Annotated in this window: 18 protein-coding genes; 17 read left to right on the top strand and 1 reads right to left on the bottom strand. The window is 60.1% G+C overall.

Annotation, left to right across the window (positions count from 1 at the left end; all coding sequences use genetic code 11):
* Nucleotides 1–566 precede the first annotated feature (566 nt).
* The 17 genes from AC1DS5_RS11215 (at nt 567) to AC1DS5_RS11135 (ending at nt 13,677) form a co-directional block, all read left to right on the top strand.
* Entirely contained in the window at nt 567–1,292 is a 726-nt protein-coding gene (locus AC1DS5_RS11215) for a hypothetical protein (RefSeq protein WP_477718332.1), read from the top strand.
* Between the two features lie 42 nt (nt 1,293–1,334).
* Nucleotides 1,335–2,506, top strand: a protein-coding gene (locus AC1DS5_RS11210; protein ID WP_477718331.1) for an IS3 family transposase whose coding sequence is annotated in 2 segments (ribosomal slippage) — nt 1,335–1,602 and nt 1,602–2,506 — 1,173 coding nt in all. Because the reading frame shifts where the segments join, the coding sequence is not laid out codon by codon here.
* An 86-nt stretch (nt 2,507–2,592) separates the two neighbouring features.
* Nucleotides 2,593–3,063: a hypothetical protein gene (locus tag AC1DS5_RS11205; RefSeq protein ID WP_477718330.1), complete on the top strand. Its 471-nt coding sequence runs from the start codon at nt 2,593–2,595 to the stop codon at nt 3,061–3,063.
* A gap of 103 nt (nt 3,064–3,166) precedes the next feature.
* On the top strand, nt 3,167–3,925 hold the full coding sequence (locus AC1DS5_RS11200; RefSeq protein WP_477718329.1) for an arylamine N-acetyltransferase family protein: 759 nt from the start codon (nt 3,167–3,169) through the stop codon (nt 3,923–3,925).
* Between the two features lie 83 nt (nt 3,926–4,008).
* A complete protein-coding gene (locus tag AC1DS5_RS11195) occupies nt 4,009–4,554 on the top strand; it encodes a DUF4256 domain-containing protein (RefSeq protein WP_477718328.1) in 546 nt (181 codons plus the stop codon).
* 222 nt (nt 4,555–4,776) lie between these two features.
* Nucleotides 4,777–5,592: an alpha/beta fold hydrolase gene (locus AC1DS5_RS11190; RefSeq protein WP_477718327.1), complete on the top strand. Its 816-nt coding sequence runs from the start codon at nt 4,777–4,779 to the stop codon at nt 5,590–5,592.
* Nucleotides 5,593–5,643: 51 nt separating this feature from the next.
* On the top strand, nt 5,644–6,267 hold the full coding sequence (locus tag AC1DS5_RS11185; RefSeq protein WP_477718326.1) for an HD domain-containing protein: 624 nt from the start codon (nt 5,644–5,646) through the stop codon (nt 6,265–6,267).
* A gap of 401 nt (nt 6,268–6,668) precedes the next feature.
* A complete protein-coding gene (locus AC1DS5_RS11180; protein ID WP_477718325.1) occupies nt 6,669–7,052 on the top strand; it encodes a YybH family protein in 384 nt (127 codons plus the stop codon).
* An 87-nt stretch (nt 7,053–7,139) separates the two neighbouring features.
* Entirely contained in the window at nt 7,140–7,979 is an 840-nt protein-coding gene (locus AC1DS5_RS11175; protein ID WP_477718324.1) for an acyl-CoA thioesterase, read from the top strand.
* A 176-nt stretch (nt 7,980–8,155) separates the two neighbouring features.
* A complete protein-coding gene (locus AC1DS5_RS11170; protein WP_477718427.1) occupies nt 8,156–8,920 on the top strand; it encodes an enoyl-CoA hydratase in 765 nt (254 codons plus the stop codon).
* Between the two features lie 117 nt (nt 8,921–9,037).
* The gene (locus AC1DS5_RS11165; protein WP_477718323.1) at nt 9,038–9,865 is read left to right on the top strand and encodes an SDR family oxidoreductase; all 828 of its coding nucleotides are present in this window, start codon (nt 9,038–9,040) and stop codon (nt 9,863–9,865) included.
* Nucleotides 9,866–9,875: 10 nt separating this feature from the next.
* Entirely contained in the window at nt 9,876–10,232 is a 357-nt protein-coding gene (locus tag AC1DS5_RS11160; RefSeq protein WP_477718322.1) for a YciI family protein, read from the top strand.
* Nucleotides 10,233–10,371: 139 nt separating this feature from the next.
* Complete coding sequence (locus AC1DS5_RS11155) at nt 10,372–10,797, top strand: YciI family protein (protein ID WP_477718321.1); 426 nt, start codon at nt 10,372–10,374, stop codon at nt 10,795–10,797.
* Between the two features lie 11 nt (nt 10,798–10,808).
* Nucleotides 10,809–11,339, top strand: coding sequence for an SRPBCC family protein (locus tag AC1DS5_RS11150; RefSeq protein WP_477718320.1), 531 nt, complete (start codon nt 10,809–10,811; stop codon nt 11,337–11,339).
* Nucleotides 11,340–11,420: 81 nt separating this feature from the next.
* Entirely contained in the window at nt 11,421–11,843 is a 423-nt protein-coding gene (locus AC1DS5_RS11145) for a VOC family protein (protein ID WP_011484807.1), read from the top strand.
* Between the two features lie 27 nt (nt 11,844–11,870).
* Nucleotides 11,871–13,154: an RNA polymerase sigma factor gene (locus tag AC1DS5_RS11140; RefSeq protein ID WP_477718319.1), complete on the top strand. Its 1,284-nt coding sequence runs from the start codon at nt 11,871–11,873 to the stop codon at nt 13,152–13,154.
* 10 nt (nt 13,155–13,164) lie between these two features.
* On the top strand, nt 13,165–13,677 hold the full coding sequence (locus AC1DS5_RS11135; protein WP_477718318.1) for a thioesterase family protein: 513 nt from the start codon (nt 13,165–13,167) through the stop codon (nt 13,675–13,677).
* 72 nt (nt 13,678–13,749) lie between these two features.
* Here the strand turns inward: AC1DS5_RS11135 and otsA are convergent, their stop codons facing one another.
* Nucleotides 13,750–15,132 (bottom strand): alpha,alpha-trehalose-phosphate synthase (UDP-forming), encoded by a 1,383-nt coding sequence (gene otsA / locus AC1DS5_RS11130; RefSeq protein ID WP_477718317.1) that lies wholly within the window; start codon nt 15,130–15,132, stop codon nt 13,750–13,752.
* Nucleotides 15,133–15,181 lie beyond the last annotated feature (49 nt).

The following is a 15,181-nucleotide window of genomic DNA, read 5'->3' as shown; positions in this document are numbered from 1 at the left end:
CGGGTGGAATGAAAACAGGGACGGCGACTTTGCCAGAATCGTTATGCCTCTACATGCATACAGCATGCTGGCGCAACCTTATGACAACAAACGGTTTGTTCGAATTCGGTGTGCCATGTTATTTTGAAGTTTTTCGGGATATATCAAAGTTAGAGGTTCATCGTGGAACAAGCAATTGGAAAAGTGCTGGCAATGGCGCTAGTGTTTTTTATACTAAGATTTATATATAAATATTCCCTTCGCCTTACGCAAAATCTTGAAAAACGCAGTACGTTCAAATCAAGATTAGTTAAAACACTATTTGTAATATTGGCACTAACCCCATGGGTTGGAATGTATGTTTATATAAAGTACTTTTCTTGATACTGAAACCCATGTTTGGTTCTAACTTTTCGTATATGGACTCCCCCACAACGACGTGAGCAAATTGTCAAAGCAGCCCAAAATCCGGCGCACACCGAGCATGTCAGAAAAATACTCCACCATGAATCATCCAGGCTTGTGAGCGTGCGCTCAGCCGCTTGAAAAACGGGTTTATATACAGCCTCGTTAGCCTCTCAATGCCTATGTCAAAGCATCCGTATCCCCTGCTGCTTAATCAGGAAGCCTTGGGGCGGGTTAAAGAAATCCAAGATTCGATTGACAGAATTGCCCTGCAAGTTCGTCCATACCTCGAGGAAATCAATCGAGTTCAAGCGCGGTACGAGGAAGTAGTCCGCCAGCAAACTCGCTTTGATGAACTTATTCGCTCGGTAATCCAGCCGTCAGAATTTGAACGGATGAACGATACGCTGGCATCGGTCGCTGCCACACAAAAGCATCTCGAAGAAGCCGCGCGGGCGAGCAAGATATTTGAGTCCATGCAGACCATGAGCACTGGCATTGCTCAATCAATTGCGTCTGCAACAGCTTTTGCCTCCTTCCACAAGTTTGATGCCCTACGCGAAGCTGCGCTCGCTTCGGCGAGATTGAATGAGGCATCAGCCTTTTTTAGTCAACTTGAGGGCGTGGGAGCCAATCTGGCATCAGCGTTTGCGCCAGCCGACCTAGCTTACGATCACTGGCGTGCCGAGCTGGATTTTTCCCGGCTTGACCATGCTCTTGAGCCAGCCGCCGCGGCGCGCGAGAGATTTCTAGCTACCGACCTACTCGGCAGCCTTAGCGTGGAGCCCATGTACCAGGGCGCTGCCATCACGGCTCGAGTCATCGTAGTAGAAGAAGCAGAACACGAAATATTGCTCTCCCTTCCTGGCGCTTTAAAGGAGATAAATCCTGGGATTCCCCCGAAATAACGGACACTTTCTTAAACGCTGAAAGAGCGAGGAGAGTGAGAGATGGGAAACACCCGAAGAAAGTTTGGAGCCGAGTTCAAGCGCGAAGCTGTGAGGCAAGCGCTGCAGCCCGGCAACGCAGTAGCCACGGTGGCCCAGGACCTGGGCGTGCACGAAAGCGTGCTGCGCCGCTGGATCAAGGAATACGGCTCAGAGCCAGCAGACAAGGCCACTGAGCGGCCCCTGAAGAACGCGCAGACCCAGGAGATCGAGCGGCTCAAACGCGAGTTGGCCCGCGTCAAGATGGAGCGCGACATCATAAAAAAAGCGCTCGGCTACTTCGCGAAAGACCCATCGTGAAGTACGGCTTCATTGCCCGGCACCGCAGCGTCTGGCCGGTCAGGGCGATGTGCCGGGTGATGAGCGTCTCGGCCAGTGGGTACTACGACTGGGCGGCTCGTTGCCCGAGCAAACGCAGCCAGACCAATGCACTGCTGACGGCCCGCATCCGCGAGAGCTTTGCAGCCAGTGACCGCACCTACGGCTCGCCACGGGTGTGGCGCGATCTTCAGGACTGGGGCGAGGCCTGCTCGGAGAACCGGGTGGCCCGCTTGATGCAGGCGGCCCAGTTAAGAGCCCGTAGCAAGCGCAGACGGTTGCCCGGCGACAGTGGTCAGCGCCCCGAACATGGCATCGCGCCCAATATCCTGGATCGCCAGTTTGAAGCTGCCCAGCCCAATCAACGCTGGGTGGCTGACTTCACCTACGTCTGGACGGCAGAAGGCTGGCTGTATGTGGCAGTGGTACTCGATCTGTACTCCCGCCGTGCAGTGGGCTGGTCCATGAGCTCGGGCATGACGGCCCAGCTCGTGATTGATGCTTTGATGATGGCCTTGTGGAGACGGGGCAAGCCCACACAGCTGATGCATCACTCCGACCAGGGCAGCCAGTACACCAGCGAAGACTTCCAGCGCCTGCTGGCTGATCAGGGCATTACCTGCAGCATGAGTCGCCGGGGAGAGTGCTGGGACAATGCGGCGATGGAGAGTTTCTTCTCGACGCTGAAGATCGAAAGAGTGTTCCGCTCCAGGTACAAGACGCGGGACGAAGCCCGAGCCGATATCTTTGACTACATTGAGAGGTTCTACAACCCCAGGCGTCGGCATTCGACGCTCAATGGCTTGAGCCCGGTAGAGTTTGAAAAACGCTACGCGAGCTTAATGGTGTGTCCGTGAAATCAGGGGAATCCCACTTTCATTCGTTAGCCCTTTGAAATCCCCTCCGTTTTTTGCGCTCCATGAATATCCAAAGACTCCCAGGCATGCATGTGCCACTTCGACACCTCATCTTGTTAGGTTTCGCACCTCTGTTCCTGTTCGGTTGCGCCGCTACTGGGCCTAAGTTCCAAGAGGTAACAAAGCTCAATTCAGACTCTGCCGAAATCGTTGTCTATCGACCAGATCGTTTTGTCCGAGGTGGTGTGAGCTATTACGTGAACTTGGATGGAAGTGAGGTTGCTACCCTAAGGAATGCTGGGTTTGTGTCGTTGCCCACAGCAGCCGGAACCCATGTCCTGCAGTTAAAGGCAGGCTTTATGGGGTCATTTAAGCCGATCACCACCGAAGTTACATTGGCGGCTGGCGAAAGAAAGTTTTTCCGGTTCGAACCTTCACTAGGGGGAATTCCTATAGTTCTACCAGGTACGGTTTATGTACCAGTTGCATACGGCTTTGGTCTCGTCGCAGAGGATCAGGCAGTTAGCGAATTGAAAGAACTTAAGAGATCAGAGTGACGTTCTCTTCAATCGAGGTGCGTGGCCTTGGTCACCGGAACGGGTCGGTTATGTAGCATGATTAGGCGCTTACGAGTTTTACGCAGTTTGTGGAGAGATTTAGTTGAACACCAAGGCTTACCTCGAACGCATCAACTATCACGGCTCGCTTGCGCCTACTGCTGAGACCTTGCGCGAGTTGCAAGTCGCGCATCTGTTGGCTGTGCCTTTTGAGAATCTAAGTATTCATGCCAATGAGCCGATTGTTCTTGAGGATGAAGCTCTGTTTGCCAAGATCGTTGAGCGTAGACGCGGCGGCTTCTGCTATGAGGCCAACGGTCTGTTTGCGGCCTTATTGCGTGGACTGGGCTTTGATGTGGCTATGCTGTCAGCCGGAGTTGCGAATGCAGAAGGCGGGTTCGGCCCGGACTTCGACCACATGGCGCTGATGGTTTCGTTAGATCGGCGTTGGCTTGTGGACGTGGGCTTTGGGGATTCGTTCGTTGAGCCGCTGCTGCTTGATCACCGGGGCGAGCAAGTGGAGGGAGAACGCACCTACCGAATTCTTGAGGACGGTGCTCACTTGGTTCTGGCGCGGCGTGATAGTGGGGAAGAATGGAAGGCTCAGTATCGCTTTACCTTACAGCCCCATGAGTATGCTGACTATGCCGGGATGTGCCGCTACCACCAGACTTCTCCGCAGTCGAATTTCACCAGAGCACGCATCTGCTCGCGGGTGACCGAGGAAGGGCGCATTACCCTGAGCGGGATGCGTTTTATCACAACGTCCAAGAATGGCGGGCGACAAGAGCGAATCTTAACGAGTCAAGATGAGTATGCAGACATACTGCGAGAGCATTTTGGCATTGGAATGACAAGCTAATGCTGTGAGACCCTTTGTATTTACGCCGCGCTTAACAAGAACATCACTGATCCGCAATCGATCGTGAACACACTGAGAAGACCATGAAGGCACAAGAACGCGAAGATCTGCTCCAGGTACTGAAGGCTCGCTTTGAGAAAAACATGCACCGACATGTTGGAATCGCATGGGCAGAAGTACTGGCCAGGCTCGAAGGCAATTCTGATGCACTTGGGTCGCTACAAGGAATGGAAGCCACGGGTGGTGAACCGGATGTCATTGGTCAGGACAAAGAGTCCGGTCACTTCACCTTCTGCGACTGCTCCCCGGAAACTCCCATAGGACGCAGAAGTACCTGTTACGACGTTGAAGCGCGTGAGTCCCGGAAAGAGAACAAGCCAGAGAACAGCGCAGTCGAAATGGCCGCCGCGATGGGCATCAACCTTCTGACGGAGGAGCGGTACCGAGAGTTGCAGAAGCTCGGTGACTTTGATACGAAGACTTCCAGCTGGATCGAAACGCCGTCTGACGTTAGAGCACTCGGCGGAGCCCTCTTCTGTGATCGACGCTATGGCAAGGTGTTCGTTTATCACAACGGCGCGCAGTCGTACTACGCTGCCAGAGGTTTCCGCGGTTCACTTCGAGTCTGAATCTTGTGCAACGCAGCGCCGGTGCCGCCGTTGTTCCAATAGGGCGGGATACCAGACAGGCCACAACGACGTGAGCAAGTGTCAAGGCAGCCCAAAATCCGGCACACTTCGAGCATGTCTGAAAAATACTCCACCGTGAATCATCCCGGCGTGTGCGCGTGTGCTCAGCCGCTTGAAAACGGGTTTATATATAGCTTCGTTGGCCCTTGTCAGGAGAAAGTGATGGCTTCCGTTCTTTATCGCATTTTGTTTGCTCTGACCTTCTTGATCGTCTGCGCATTCCTGCCGCAGAGTGCGATCGCTCAAGCCAGCAACAGCAAGATTGGCGTTGTGCTTATGCATGGCAAGGGTGGCTCCCCGATGAAACATATCTCGGATCTGGTCTCTCCGCTGGAGGGGCAGGGATACCTCGTCGAAAATCTGGAGATGCCCTGGTCAGGAGGCCGAAATTACGATGTCCCCGTCAGTGCGGCTGAGGCAGAAGTCGAGGCGGTATTGAGCTCGCTACGCAGCAAAGGTGCTCAAAAGATATTTGTTGCAGGGCACAGCCAGGGCGGGCTGTTCGCACTGTATTTCGGAACCAGGCATGCCGTCGATGGTGTGATTGCGATCGCTCCCGGGGGAAGTGTTGGCAGCTCGTTATTTCGGGAAAAGCTGGGTGAATCCGTCGAGTTGGCACGTAGGCTCGTTGCCGAAGGAAAGGGTGGCGAGAAGGCAAGGCTTTTTGATTTCGAGGGCGCCAAGGGGACCTACCCCGTGATTGCCCCTCCCGCAGCCTACTTGACCTGGTTCGATCCCCAGGGTGCCATGAACCTGCTGGAAGCAATTCAACGCATGAATCCGGCCACGCCTGTCTTGTTCATCGCCCCGACAAACGACTATCCGGGGCTGCTCAAAATCAAGCAGCAGATGTTTGATGCGCTTCCAAGGAATCCTCGTACCAGGTTGTATGAGCCAAGCTCCAGTCACTTGGGCGCACCATCTGCTTCGATCAAGGAAATTGTCGACTGGACGGGTGCAGTGGCGAACGTGCGGTAGGGCTCCCGGACGCGTCGCGTTCCCTGCGTGCGCTTTGGTTGGACGTATCAAATGCTCTCTCTGCAATCATCATTTGAGCGCGCCTGGCGCGATATCGGAGCCAAGTCCAGTGGCTCCTCGTTGTACGAAGAGCTAGTGGCGTCGTATGGCGAGCCGCATCGCAAGTACCACACGCTCCAGCATCTCACCGAGTGCCTGCAGACGTTCGAAACAGTTCGTCCCCTTGCGCAGAGACCTGCGGAAGTTGAACTTGCGCTGTGGTTCCATGACGCCATTTACGACGTCAAGCGTGGCGACAACGAAGCGCAAAGTGCTGACTGGTCCAGGCGGGAGCTTGAGACGGCATCGGTGCCGCCGGACGCAGTCAATCGCGTGCACGATCTTGTCAAGGCCACGCGGCACACAGAGGTTCCAACCCATGGTGACCAGCAACTACTTGTGGATGTGGATCTGTCCATTCTCGGAGCGTCAGACGAGCGATTCAAAGAGTATGAGCAGCAGATTCGGGACGAGTACGCCTTTGTTCCGGGCTGGATATTCAGGCGCAAGCGTCGTGCGATCTTGACATCATTCCTGGGCAGAGGGCGCATCTACAGCACAGACCACTTCCACTTGGCCCTGGAGCAGCGAGCCCGTGAGAATCTCTCTCGTGCCATTTCCGGGAATGCGGGCTAGTTCCAATACGGTGCAGTTAAGCCCTTGCCCCTGGTTTGTCATCCCGGACTTGATCCGGGATCCATGGATTGCGGGTCAGGCCCGCAATGACAAGTCAGGGTTTTGGTCATTCCTACTCAGGGTGAATAACTTAACTGAACGATATTGGGGCTAGCCCGAAGATCATTGTCTTGCCGGGCTTTGAAACCTGTGCCGCGTTAAACAACTTTCATCGTGCGCGCACCGAGGGCAGAATTGCAGTACCGTACGAGTTCAAACGTCACAGGCAACTTCAATGGCCTGCCCGATTGGCACCCATGGGTCGAATCGAGCGTCCTTGAGCCCGCTGCGGAAATTGGTAAAGGGTGCCCGCCAAGACCGCGTCAACATTCCTGAGGCGCCATCAAAACGCAGGAGGCAACATGTTCATCAACAAACCGGAAGATGCCGTCCAGGCATTCTTTGACGCGTTCAATCGCGGGGATATTGATACCGTCATTGCGCTCTACGAGCCAAAGGCAACTCTGGTGGCACAGCCAGGTCAGATAGTCGAGGGGCACGCGGCCATACGTGAAGCGCTGAACGGGTTCCTCGCGATGAAGCCGACCTTGGTCCCTGAAAAGAAAACGCTGGTCGCAGCCGGTGACATCGCTCTCTCCGTCGTGCGATGGACGCTCAACGGGACGGGTCCTGACGGCGCGCCAGCGCGCATGGACGGCGTGACCTCAGACGTATTGCGCAGACAGGCCGATGGCAAGTGGCTCTTCGTGATCGACAACCCCTGGGGCGCGGGCGTCTTGAGTTGACCATCCGGCCTCAAATGGTGAAAAAGTGACGTCCGGCGTCGCGCAGACGACTGCCTTCGCCGATTTCCTGCTTCACACTATTGGGTCATGAATAAACACCCTTTTGACCAGGCCCTTCGGCTTGAAGCCGCCGGCAGTGACCGGCCCAACACCTGGCTGGGCGCCAGCAGCCCGGCCTACTGGAACATGGTTGGGCCGTTTGGCGGCACCACGGCGGCCACGGCTTTGCAGGCGATCTTGCTGCACCCGTCCTTGCTGGGCGAGCCGATCGCCCTGACCGTGAACTACGCCAGCGCCATGGCTGAAGGGCCATTCAGCATCACGGCCACGCCTGTACGCACCAACCGCTCGACACAGCACTGGACGGTTGAGCTGCTGCAGGCCGATGCGTCGGGTGCGGAGGGGGTGGTGATGACCGCGACCGCGGTGACGGCCGCGCGGCGCGAAACCTGGAGCGCGAACGACACGCCCATGCCCGCTGTCGGGTTTTCAGACACCTTGCCTCGGCTGCAGTTCGGCTCGTCCGAGTGGACCCGCCGCTACGACATGCGCATGGTGCGCGGCATGATTCCAGAGGTCTGGGATGGCGGCGACCAGGGTGGTGAAGAGGGCAGCCTGACGCAGCTCTGGGTACGCGACGAGCCGCCGCGCCCGCTGGACTTTCTCGCGTTGACGGCCATGGCCGATGCGTTTTACCCCCGCGTCTGGCTGCGCCGCGCCACCCGGGTGCCGGCCGGCACGGTGTCGATCACGGTGTACTTTCATGCAGACAGCCAGCAGCTGGCGCAAAGCGGCGAGGGGCATTTGCTGGGCCAGGCGCGCGGCCAGAACTTCCGCAACGGCTTTTTTGACCAGGCCGTGCAGGTCTGGAATCAGGCGGGCGCCCTGCTGGCGACCAGCAGCCAGATGGTTTATTACAAGGAATAAACAGGAATCACAAGGACGTCACAAGGAATAAACTTGACCGGCATAGCCCGGACCATAAGACAACAGGACTATATTTTCGGCATCGCCATGGGGCTTTTCGCACCTGGCATCCCAACCCTGAAATCATCATGAACTCATCATCTTCCAGCACATCTTCCAGCACATCAGCCGGCGCCATTCCCGAAATCCTCAGCCATGTCGAAGCGGGCGTGATGACCATTACGCTGAACCGCCTGGACAAGAAAAACTCCATCACCGCCGCGATGTATGCTGCCCTGGCCGACGCGCTGGAAGCGGCCCACCACGACAGCGCCGTGCGCGCCGTCGTGATCCAGGGGCATGAAACCATTTTTTCGGCGGGCAACGACATTGGCGACTTTTTGAACAAGCCGCCGTCCACGCCCGATGCGCCGGTGTTTCGTTTCCTGCGCGGCATCAGCAGCTTTCCCAAGCCCCTGGTGGCCGCGGTGTGCGGCCCGGCCGTCGGTATTGGCACCACGCTGCTGCTGCACTGCGACCTGGTGTATGCCGGGGACAATGCCGCGTTTTCCATGCCCTTTGTCAATCTGGGCCTGTGCCCGGAGGCGGCGTCGAGCTTGCTGGTGCCGCAGCTGATGGGCTACCCGCGCGCGGCCGAGGCCCTGCTGCTGGGTGAGCCCTTCATGGCGGAAACCGCGCTGGAGCTTGGCCTGGTCAACCGCATCGTGCCGCCTGCCGAGGCCAATGCGCTGGCGCAGCGGCAGGCCCTCAAGCTGGCGGCCAAGCCGCTGAGTGCGCTGATGGAAACCAAGCGCCTGATGAAAAAAGGCAACGCCAGCATCGTGGCCGAACGCATGGCCGAAGAGGCTGCCAGTTTCGGCCGCATGCTCGGCGAGCCGGCCGCGCGTGAAGCGTTTGGTGCTTTCATGGAGAAGCGCAAGCCGGACTTCTCAAAGGTGTGAGGCGGCGGGACGGGCTCGGGGGTTATCAGGAACAAAGCAAGAAAAAAAGCCTGTCTCTGCTGTCGATATGGGGTGGTGAGCAATCAAAAACATCGCAAATTAAAACAGGAGACGTTCATGAATCTCAAAGGCAAGACCCTCTTCATCACCGGTGCCTCGCGCGGCATCGGGCTGGCCATCGGCAACCGGGCCGCAGCCGACGGCGCCAATGTGGTCATCGTGGCCAAGACCACCGATGCCAACCCCAAGCTGCCCGGCACCATCTACAGCGCCGCCGAAGAAATCCGGGCCTCAGGCGGCCAGGCGCTGGCGCTGGCCGTGGACATCCGCGACGAAGACGCCGTGAGAGTTGCCGTGGTCAAGGCCGTGGAGACTTTTGGCGGCATCGACATCCTGGTCAACAACGCCAGCGCCATCAGCCTCACCGACACCGAGCACACGCCGATGAAGCGCTACGACCTGATGAACGGCGTCAATGCGCGCGGCACCTACCTGTGCACGCAGGCCTGCCTGGCCGAGCTGAAAAAATCCGCACAGGCCGGGCGCAACCCGCATGTGCTGACCATGTCGCCGCCGCTGTCGATGAAGCCGCGCTGGTTTGAGCACCACACGGCCTACACCATGGCCAAGTACGGCATGAGCATGTGCACGCTGGGGCATGCGGGCGAGTTCGGAAAGTACGGCATCGCCGTCAACAGCCTGTGGCCGCGCACCGCCATTGCCACCGCCGCGCTGCAGATGCTGCCCGGAGTGGACGTGAAGCGCTGCCGAACGCCCGAGATCCTGTCTGACGCCGCCTACCTGATCCTGACCAGCCCGAGTTCGAACACCGGCAATTTTTATATTGACGACGAACTGCTGGCCGCGCGCGGCATCACCGACCTGGAAAAATATTCGGTGACGCCGGGCACGAAAGATTTCATTCCCGACTTCTTTGTCGATTGAGGAAATTGCGATGCCCTACATGCTGTTGATCCACGAGCCCGTCGGGCAGCGGGCCACCCGCACCGAAGCCGAAGGCCGCGCCGTCTACGGGCGCATGCTCACCTTTGCCGATGAGCTGAAGGCCCGCGGCCTGCTGCTGGGCGTCGAGTCGCTGGGCTCGCAGGCCGAAGCCAGCCGGGTTCAGGTCCGCGAAGGCCGGCCCCAGGTTCATGACGGCCCGTTCGCCGAGGCCAAGGAGATGGTCGGCGGGTTCTTCCTGGTCGACTGCGCCAGCCGGGAGGAGGCTATTGCCATCGCGAAGCAGTGCCCGGCGGCGGAGTGGGCCACGCTCGAGGTGCGGGCGCTGGCGCCTTGTTACGAAGGTTGATCAGTCGAGGCTGATCAGTCGTGTATCTAGGGTTTATACCTAGCTGTCATGTGTCGATTTCCCGTCGGCTTGTTCGTCGTGTGAGTGGAAGCCAGCAATTTGGCTACCGTTTACCCGTTTACCACCCAGGAGAACCGATATGCGATTCATGATCATCGTCAAATCCAACCCCGAGTTCGAGGCCGAGACCACGCCCCAGTCGCCGGACGAAAAGCTGATGGCCGCCATGGCCGACTATCACGAGCAGCTGTCGAAGGCCGGCGTGCTGCTGGACGCCAGCGGCCTGCAGCCCAGCCGCAAGGGCTGGCGCATCCACTACGACGGCCAGAAGCGGACCGTGGTCGACGGCCCGTTCGCCGAAAGCAAGGAGCTCATTGCCGGCTTCACCACGATCCAGGTGCGCTCGCGCGAAGAGGCGCTGGAGTGGTCGCGCCGTTTTCCCAACCCTGTGGGCGAGAACGCGCCGGCCGTGATCGAGGTGCGCCAGCTTTACGAGCTGGACGACTTTGTAGCCAGCGAGTCGGTCGAGCGCTTCCGCAAAATGAACACACCCAGCCAGAAGTGAGGGAGCGCGCCATGATCAAGACCCTGGCCCTCATCGCTGTTGCCGCCATTGGCGCGCTGCTGATCTTTGCCGCCACCCGGCCCGACACCTTCCGTGTGCAGCGCAGCGCCAGCATCAAGGCTGCGCCCGACACGCTGTACCCGCTCATCAACGACCTGCGCCAGTTCAACACCTGGAACCCCTACGAGAAGAAAGACCCGGCCATCAAGGGCAGCTACCGCGGCCCGGCCAGCGGCCCCGGGGCGGGCTACGACTTTCAGGGCAACAAGGATGTCGGCAAAGGCAGCATCGAGATCATCGAGTCCTCGCCGCCTGGCAAGGTCACGATGAAGCTGGACATGCTCGAACCCTTTGAAGGGCACAACGTCGTCGAGTTCAGCCTGGCGCCGCGCGGCGATGCCACGGAGGTCACCTGGGCCATGCACGGCCCGAGTCCTTTCGTGGGCAAACTGGTGGGCGTGTTCCTCAACATGGACCGCATGATAGGCCGCGACTTCGAAGCAGGGCTCGCCAACCTCAAGGCCCGGGCCGAGCGCGCCTGAGCGTTCCATTTTTTCAATCCGGTTTCAACCCGGTTTTTCAAATCGATTCATTCATTCATTGCTTATTCCAAGGAGTACTTCATGAGCCGCCAGATTTACGTCAACCTCCCCATCAAGGACATGGAACGCTCGAAGGCGTTCTTCGGCAAACTCGGTTTTAGTTTCAACCCGCAGTTCACCAACGAGCAGGGCGCCTGCATGGTCGTGGCGGACGGCAGCATCTACGTGATGCTGCTGGTCGAAAGCTTCTTCAAGACCTTCACCAAAAAGGCGGTGGCCGACACCACCAGGAGCACCGAGGTGCTGGTGTGCCTGTCGTGCGAGAGCCGCGCCGAGGTGGATGAGCTCGTGGCCAAGGCGCGCACCGCCGGCGCCACCGTGCCTAACGCGCCGCAAGACCACGGCTTCATGTACGGCCACGGCTTCGAGGACCTGGATGGCCACATCTGGGAGCTGGCGTACATGGACATGGCCGCAGCCCCGGCCACGCCCCAGCAGGCCTGAACGGGCGGGGCCTGAGGACGCTTGCCCATGCATTCAGCCACGCACCAGGCGATTGCCGCGGTCTGGCGCATCGAGTCCGCGAAGATCGTGGCCGCCGTCCTGCGCATGGTGCGCGACATCGGCCTGGCCGAGGAACTGGCGCAGGACGCCCTGGTGGCGGCGCTGGAGCATTGGCCCACCGAGGGCGTGCCCCATAACCCGGGCGCCTGGCTGATGACCACCGCAAAGAACCGGGCGCTTGACCACCTGCGCCGCCACAAGCTGCTCGACAGCAAGCTGGCGCAGATCGGCCATGACCTGGAGGCGCAGGAGGCGCTGGTCGTACCCGATTTTGTCGATGGGCTCGACGCCGCCCGGGCCGACCAGATCGGCGACGATCTGCTGCGGCTGATCTTCACCGCCTGCCACCCCGTGCTCTCGACCGAAGCGCGGGTGGCGCTGACGCTGAGGCTGCTGGGCGGCCTGACGACGCACGAGATTGCCCGGGCCTTCCTGGTGGCCGAGCCGACGATTGCGCAGCGCATCGTTCGTGCCAAGCGCACACTGGGGGAAGCGCGCGTGCCCTTCGAGGTGCCGGTCGGCGACGCGCTGGCCGAACGGCTGGCCTCGGTGCTCGAGGTGGTCTACCTGGTTTTCAACGAGGGCTACACCGCCACCGCGGGCGAGGACTGGATGCGGCCGGCGCTCACCGACGAGGCCTTGCGCCTGGGCCGCATGCTGGCGGAGCTGGCGCCCGACGAATCCGAAGTGCAGGGACTGGTCGCGCTGATGGAGCTGCAGGCCTCGCGCGCCGCCGCACGCGTCGACGCCTCGGGCCGCCCCGTGTTGCTGGCGCAGCAGGACCGTGGCCGCTGGGACCGGCTACTGATTCGCAGAGGCCTGGCCGCGCTCGCGCGGGCCGAGGCGCTGTGCGGCGCACGTGGCCATCCGCTCGGCACGTATGCGCTGCAGGCATCGATTGCGGCCTGCCACGCGCGGGCGCCCACGGCGGCGGAGACCGACTGGGCGCGCATTGCCGCGCTGTACGACGCGCTGGCGCAGACCGCGCCCTCGCCGGTCGTGGAGCTGAACCGGGCGGTCGCCGTCAGCATGGCGTTCGGGCCCGCGGCCGGGCTGGAGATCATTGACGCGCTGCGCCAGGAGCCGTCGCTGCAGGCTTATCAATGGCTGCCCGGCGTGCGCGGGGATCTGCTCGCCAAGCTGGGCCGCCTTGACGAGGCGCGGGCCGAATTCGAGCGGGCGGCGCAGCTGGCCGGCAACCTGCGGGAGCGGGAGCTGCTGCTCGAGCGCGCGCGCGACCCGACTGCATGACAATCAACCCATGACCCGATCTTCACCCCACCCCAATCCCAATCCCAATCCCGAGCCTTCAGTTTTAGAATTTGAAGAAGAGTTCATCACCGGCCTGAAAACCATCTTCGAGGAGAAAATTGTTTTCAACCAGACGCTGGGCCTGAAGATCACGTCAATCCAGCCCCAGCGGGTCACGGCACGCATTGACATGCGGCATGAACTGGTGGGCCACTACGCCCACAACCGCGTTCACGGCGGCGTGATCAGCGCCGGCCTGGATGCCATGGGCGGGCTCGCGGTGATGGCGGCCATCGGCGCGCGACACATGGACGAGACCCCGCTGCAGCGCCTGCACCGGTTTTCCAGGCTGGGAACCATTGACCTGCGGGTGGATTATTTGCGCCCGGGCATCAGCGAGCATTTTGAACTGCGGGCCGAGGTGTTGCGCCTGGGGTCGCGGGTGGCCAATACGCGCATGGAGTTTCTGGGGGCGGACGGAACGCTTTTTTCCAGCGCTGCTGCCGCCTATATCGTGTCCTGAACTTTCTGCTTCGGTTTCTGCTGCAAGCGGCGGTGTCCCTGAAAAAGGTCAGGTAAAAGGCTGGTCACCTGGCTAGTCACTTTCGGCTTCGCGCAGCGTGTCGAGGAATGTCTTGCGCCACCAGTGCACATCCTGCTCACGGATATTTTTCAGCAGCTTCTGGTGCCGTCCCTGCCGCTCCTGAAGCGGCATCCGCAGGGCGTGCTGGATGGTGTCTGCCGTGCCGTCCGTATCGTAGGGGTTCACCAGCAGGGCTTCCTTCAGCTGTTCGGCGGCGCCGGCAAAACGCGACAGCACCAGAACCCCCGGATCGGCCGGGTCCTGCGCGGCAATGAACTCCTTGGCCACGAGGTTCATCCCGTCGCGCAGCGGCGTGACCAGCGCCACGCGCGCCACGCGGTAGAGGCCGGGCAGGCGTTTGCGTGCCACGTTGCGGTGCATGTAGCGCACGGGCATCCAGTCCAACTCGCCAAAGTCGCCGTTGATGGCACCGCACAGGCTCTCGAGCTCCTGCAGCAGGTCGGTGTAGGTGCCCATGTCTTCGCGGCTCGGTGAGGCGATCTGGATCAGCGTGGCGCTGCGGATGTTTTCCGGGTATTTTTCAAGCAGGCCCTTGAAAGCGCGCAGGCGCTGGGGCAGGCCTTTTGAGTAGTCCAGGCGTTCCACGCCCAGCAACAGTTTGCGCCGGGAGTATTCGTCCCTCATGCGCTCGTACATGTCGTTCCCTTCCTTGGCGTGGGTGAGCGCGGCAAATTCATCCACGTCAATGCCAATCGGGAAGGAGCCTGCCCGCACGGTGCGGTTGAAAGCGCGAAACCGGTTGTCGCCCAGGTCCTCGGCGCCGGCCTCGGCCTGCACATAGCGCGAAAAGTTTTGCAGGTCGGCATCGCTCTGAAAGCCCAACAGGTCGTAGGCAAACATGGCCCGCATCAGCCATTCATGTTGGGGAATGGCCGCCAGCACCTGCTGCGGCGGCAGGGGAATGTGCAGGAAAAAACCGATGCGCTGGGTGGCGCCCATGGCGCGCAGCTCGGCCGCCAGCGGAATCAGGTGGTAGTCATGCACCCAGATGATGTCGTCCGGCCGCAGCTGCGTCATCAGCTTGCGCGCAAACAGCTGGTTGACGCGGCGATAGGCGCGGATGTAGCCGGCGTCAAAGCGCGCCAGGTCGATCCGGTAGTGAAACACCGGCCAGAGCACGCCATTGCTGTAGCCCAGGTAATAGCCGGCATGGTCGTCGGCGGACAGGTCCACGGTGGCCAGCTTGACGTTGCCCGCCTGCTGCACATGCAGCTCGCCTTCCCCCGGCGCACCCCCTTCGACGACGGTGCCGCTCCAGCCAAACCAGAGTCCACCCGTGGCATTGAGCGCATCGCCCAGCGCCACGGCCAGCCCACCGGCAGCCGTCTTGCGCGGATCGGCCACGCGGTTGGACACCACGACAAGCCGGCTCATGACATGGCCCCCACGCTTGTCACTTCGTGTACTGCGTTGCCCTCCGAGG

Source organism: Polaromonas sp. P4_H1 (assembly GCF_056400945.1).
Note: the sequence above shows the minus strand (reverse complement) of the source record. Positions and strands in the feature narration are given on the sequence as shown.

What these genes read in the sequence shown, in the direction of transcription:
- otsA (WP_477718317.1), bottom strand. Translation starts at nt 15,132, where the DNA reads ATGAGCCGGCTTGTCGTGGTGTCCAACCGCGTGGCCGATCCGCGCAAG.
- AC1DS5_RS11205 (WP_477718330.1), top strand. Translation starts at nt 2,593, where the DNA reads ATGCATGTGCCACTTCGACACCTCATCTTGTTAGGTTTCGCACCTCTG.
- AC1DS5_RS11180 (WP_477718325.1), top strand. Translation starts at nt 6,669, where the DNA reads ATGTTCATCAACAAACCGGAAGATGCCGTCCAGGCATTCTTTGACGCG.
- AC1DS5_RS11160 (WP_477718322.1), top strand. Translation starts at nt 9,876, where the DNA reads ATGCCCTACATGCTGTTGATCCACGAGCCCGTCGGGCAGCGGGCCACC.
- AC1DS5_RS11190 (WP_477718327.1), top strand. Translation starts at nt 4,777, where the DNA reads ATGGCTTCCGTTCTTTATCGCATTTTGTTTGCTCTGACCTTCTTGATC.
- AC1DS5_RS11145 (WP_011484807.1), top strand. Translation starts at nt 11,421, where the DNA reads ATGAGCCGCCAGATTTACGTCAACCTCCCCATCAAGGACATGGAACGC.
- AC1DS5_RS11175 (WP_477718324.1), top strand. Translation starts at nt 7,140, where the DNA reads ATGAATAAACACCCTTTTGACCAGGCCCTTCGGCTTGAAGCCGCCGGC.
- AC1DS5_RS11155 (WP_477718321.1), top strand. Translation starts at nt 10,372, where the DNA reads ATGCGATTCATGATCATCGTCAAATCCAACCCCGAGTTCGAGGCCGAG.
- AC1DS5_RS11185 (WP_477718326.1), top strand. Translation starts at nt 5,644, where the DNA reads ATGCTCTCTCTGCAATCATCATTTGAGCGCGCCTGGCGCGATATCGGA.
- AC1DS5_RS11165 (WP_477718323.1), top strand. Translation starts at nt 9,038, where the DNA reads ATGAATCTCAAAGGCAAGACCCTCTTCATCACCGGTGCCTCGCGCGGC.
- AC1DS5_RS11140 (WP_477718319.1), top strand. Translation starts at nt 11,871, where the DNA reads ATGCATTCAGCCACGCACCAGGCGATTGCCGCGGTCTGGCGCATCGAG.
- AC1DS5_RS11135 (WP_477718318.1), top strand. Translation starts at nt 13,165, where the DNA reads ATGACCCGATCTTCACCCCACCCCAATCCCAATCCCAATCCCGAGCCT.
- AC1DS5_RS11215 (WP_477718332.1), top strand. Translation starts at nt 567, where the DNA reads ATGTCAAAGCATCCGTATCCCCTGCTGCTTAATCAGGAAGCCTTGGGG.
- AC1DS5_RS11195 (WP_477718328.1), top strand. Translation starts at nt 4,009, where the DNA reads ATGAAGGCACAAGAACGCGAAGATCTGCTCCAGGTACTGAAGGCTCGC.
- AC1DS5_RS11150 (WP_477718320.1), top strand. Translation starts at nt 10,809, where the DNA reads ATGATCAAGACCCTGGCCCTCATCGCTGTTGCCGCCATTGGCGCGCTG.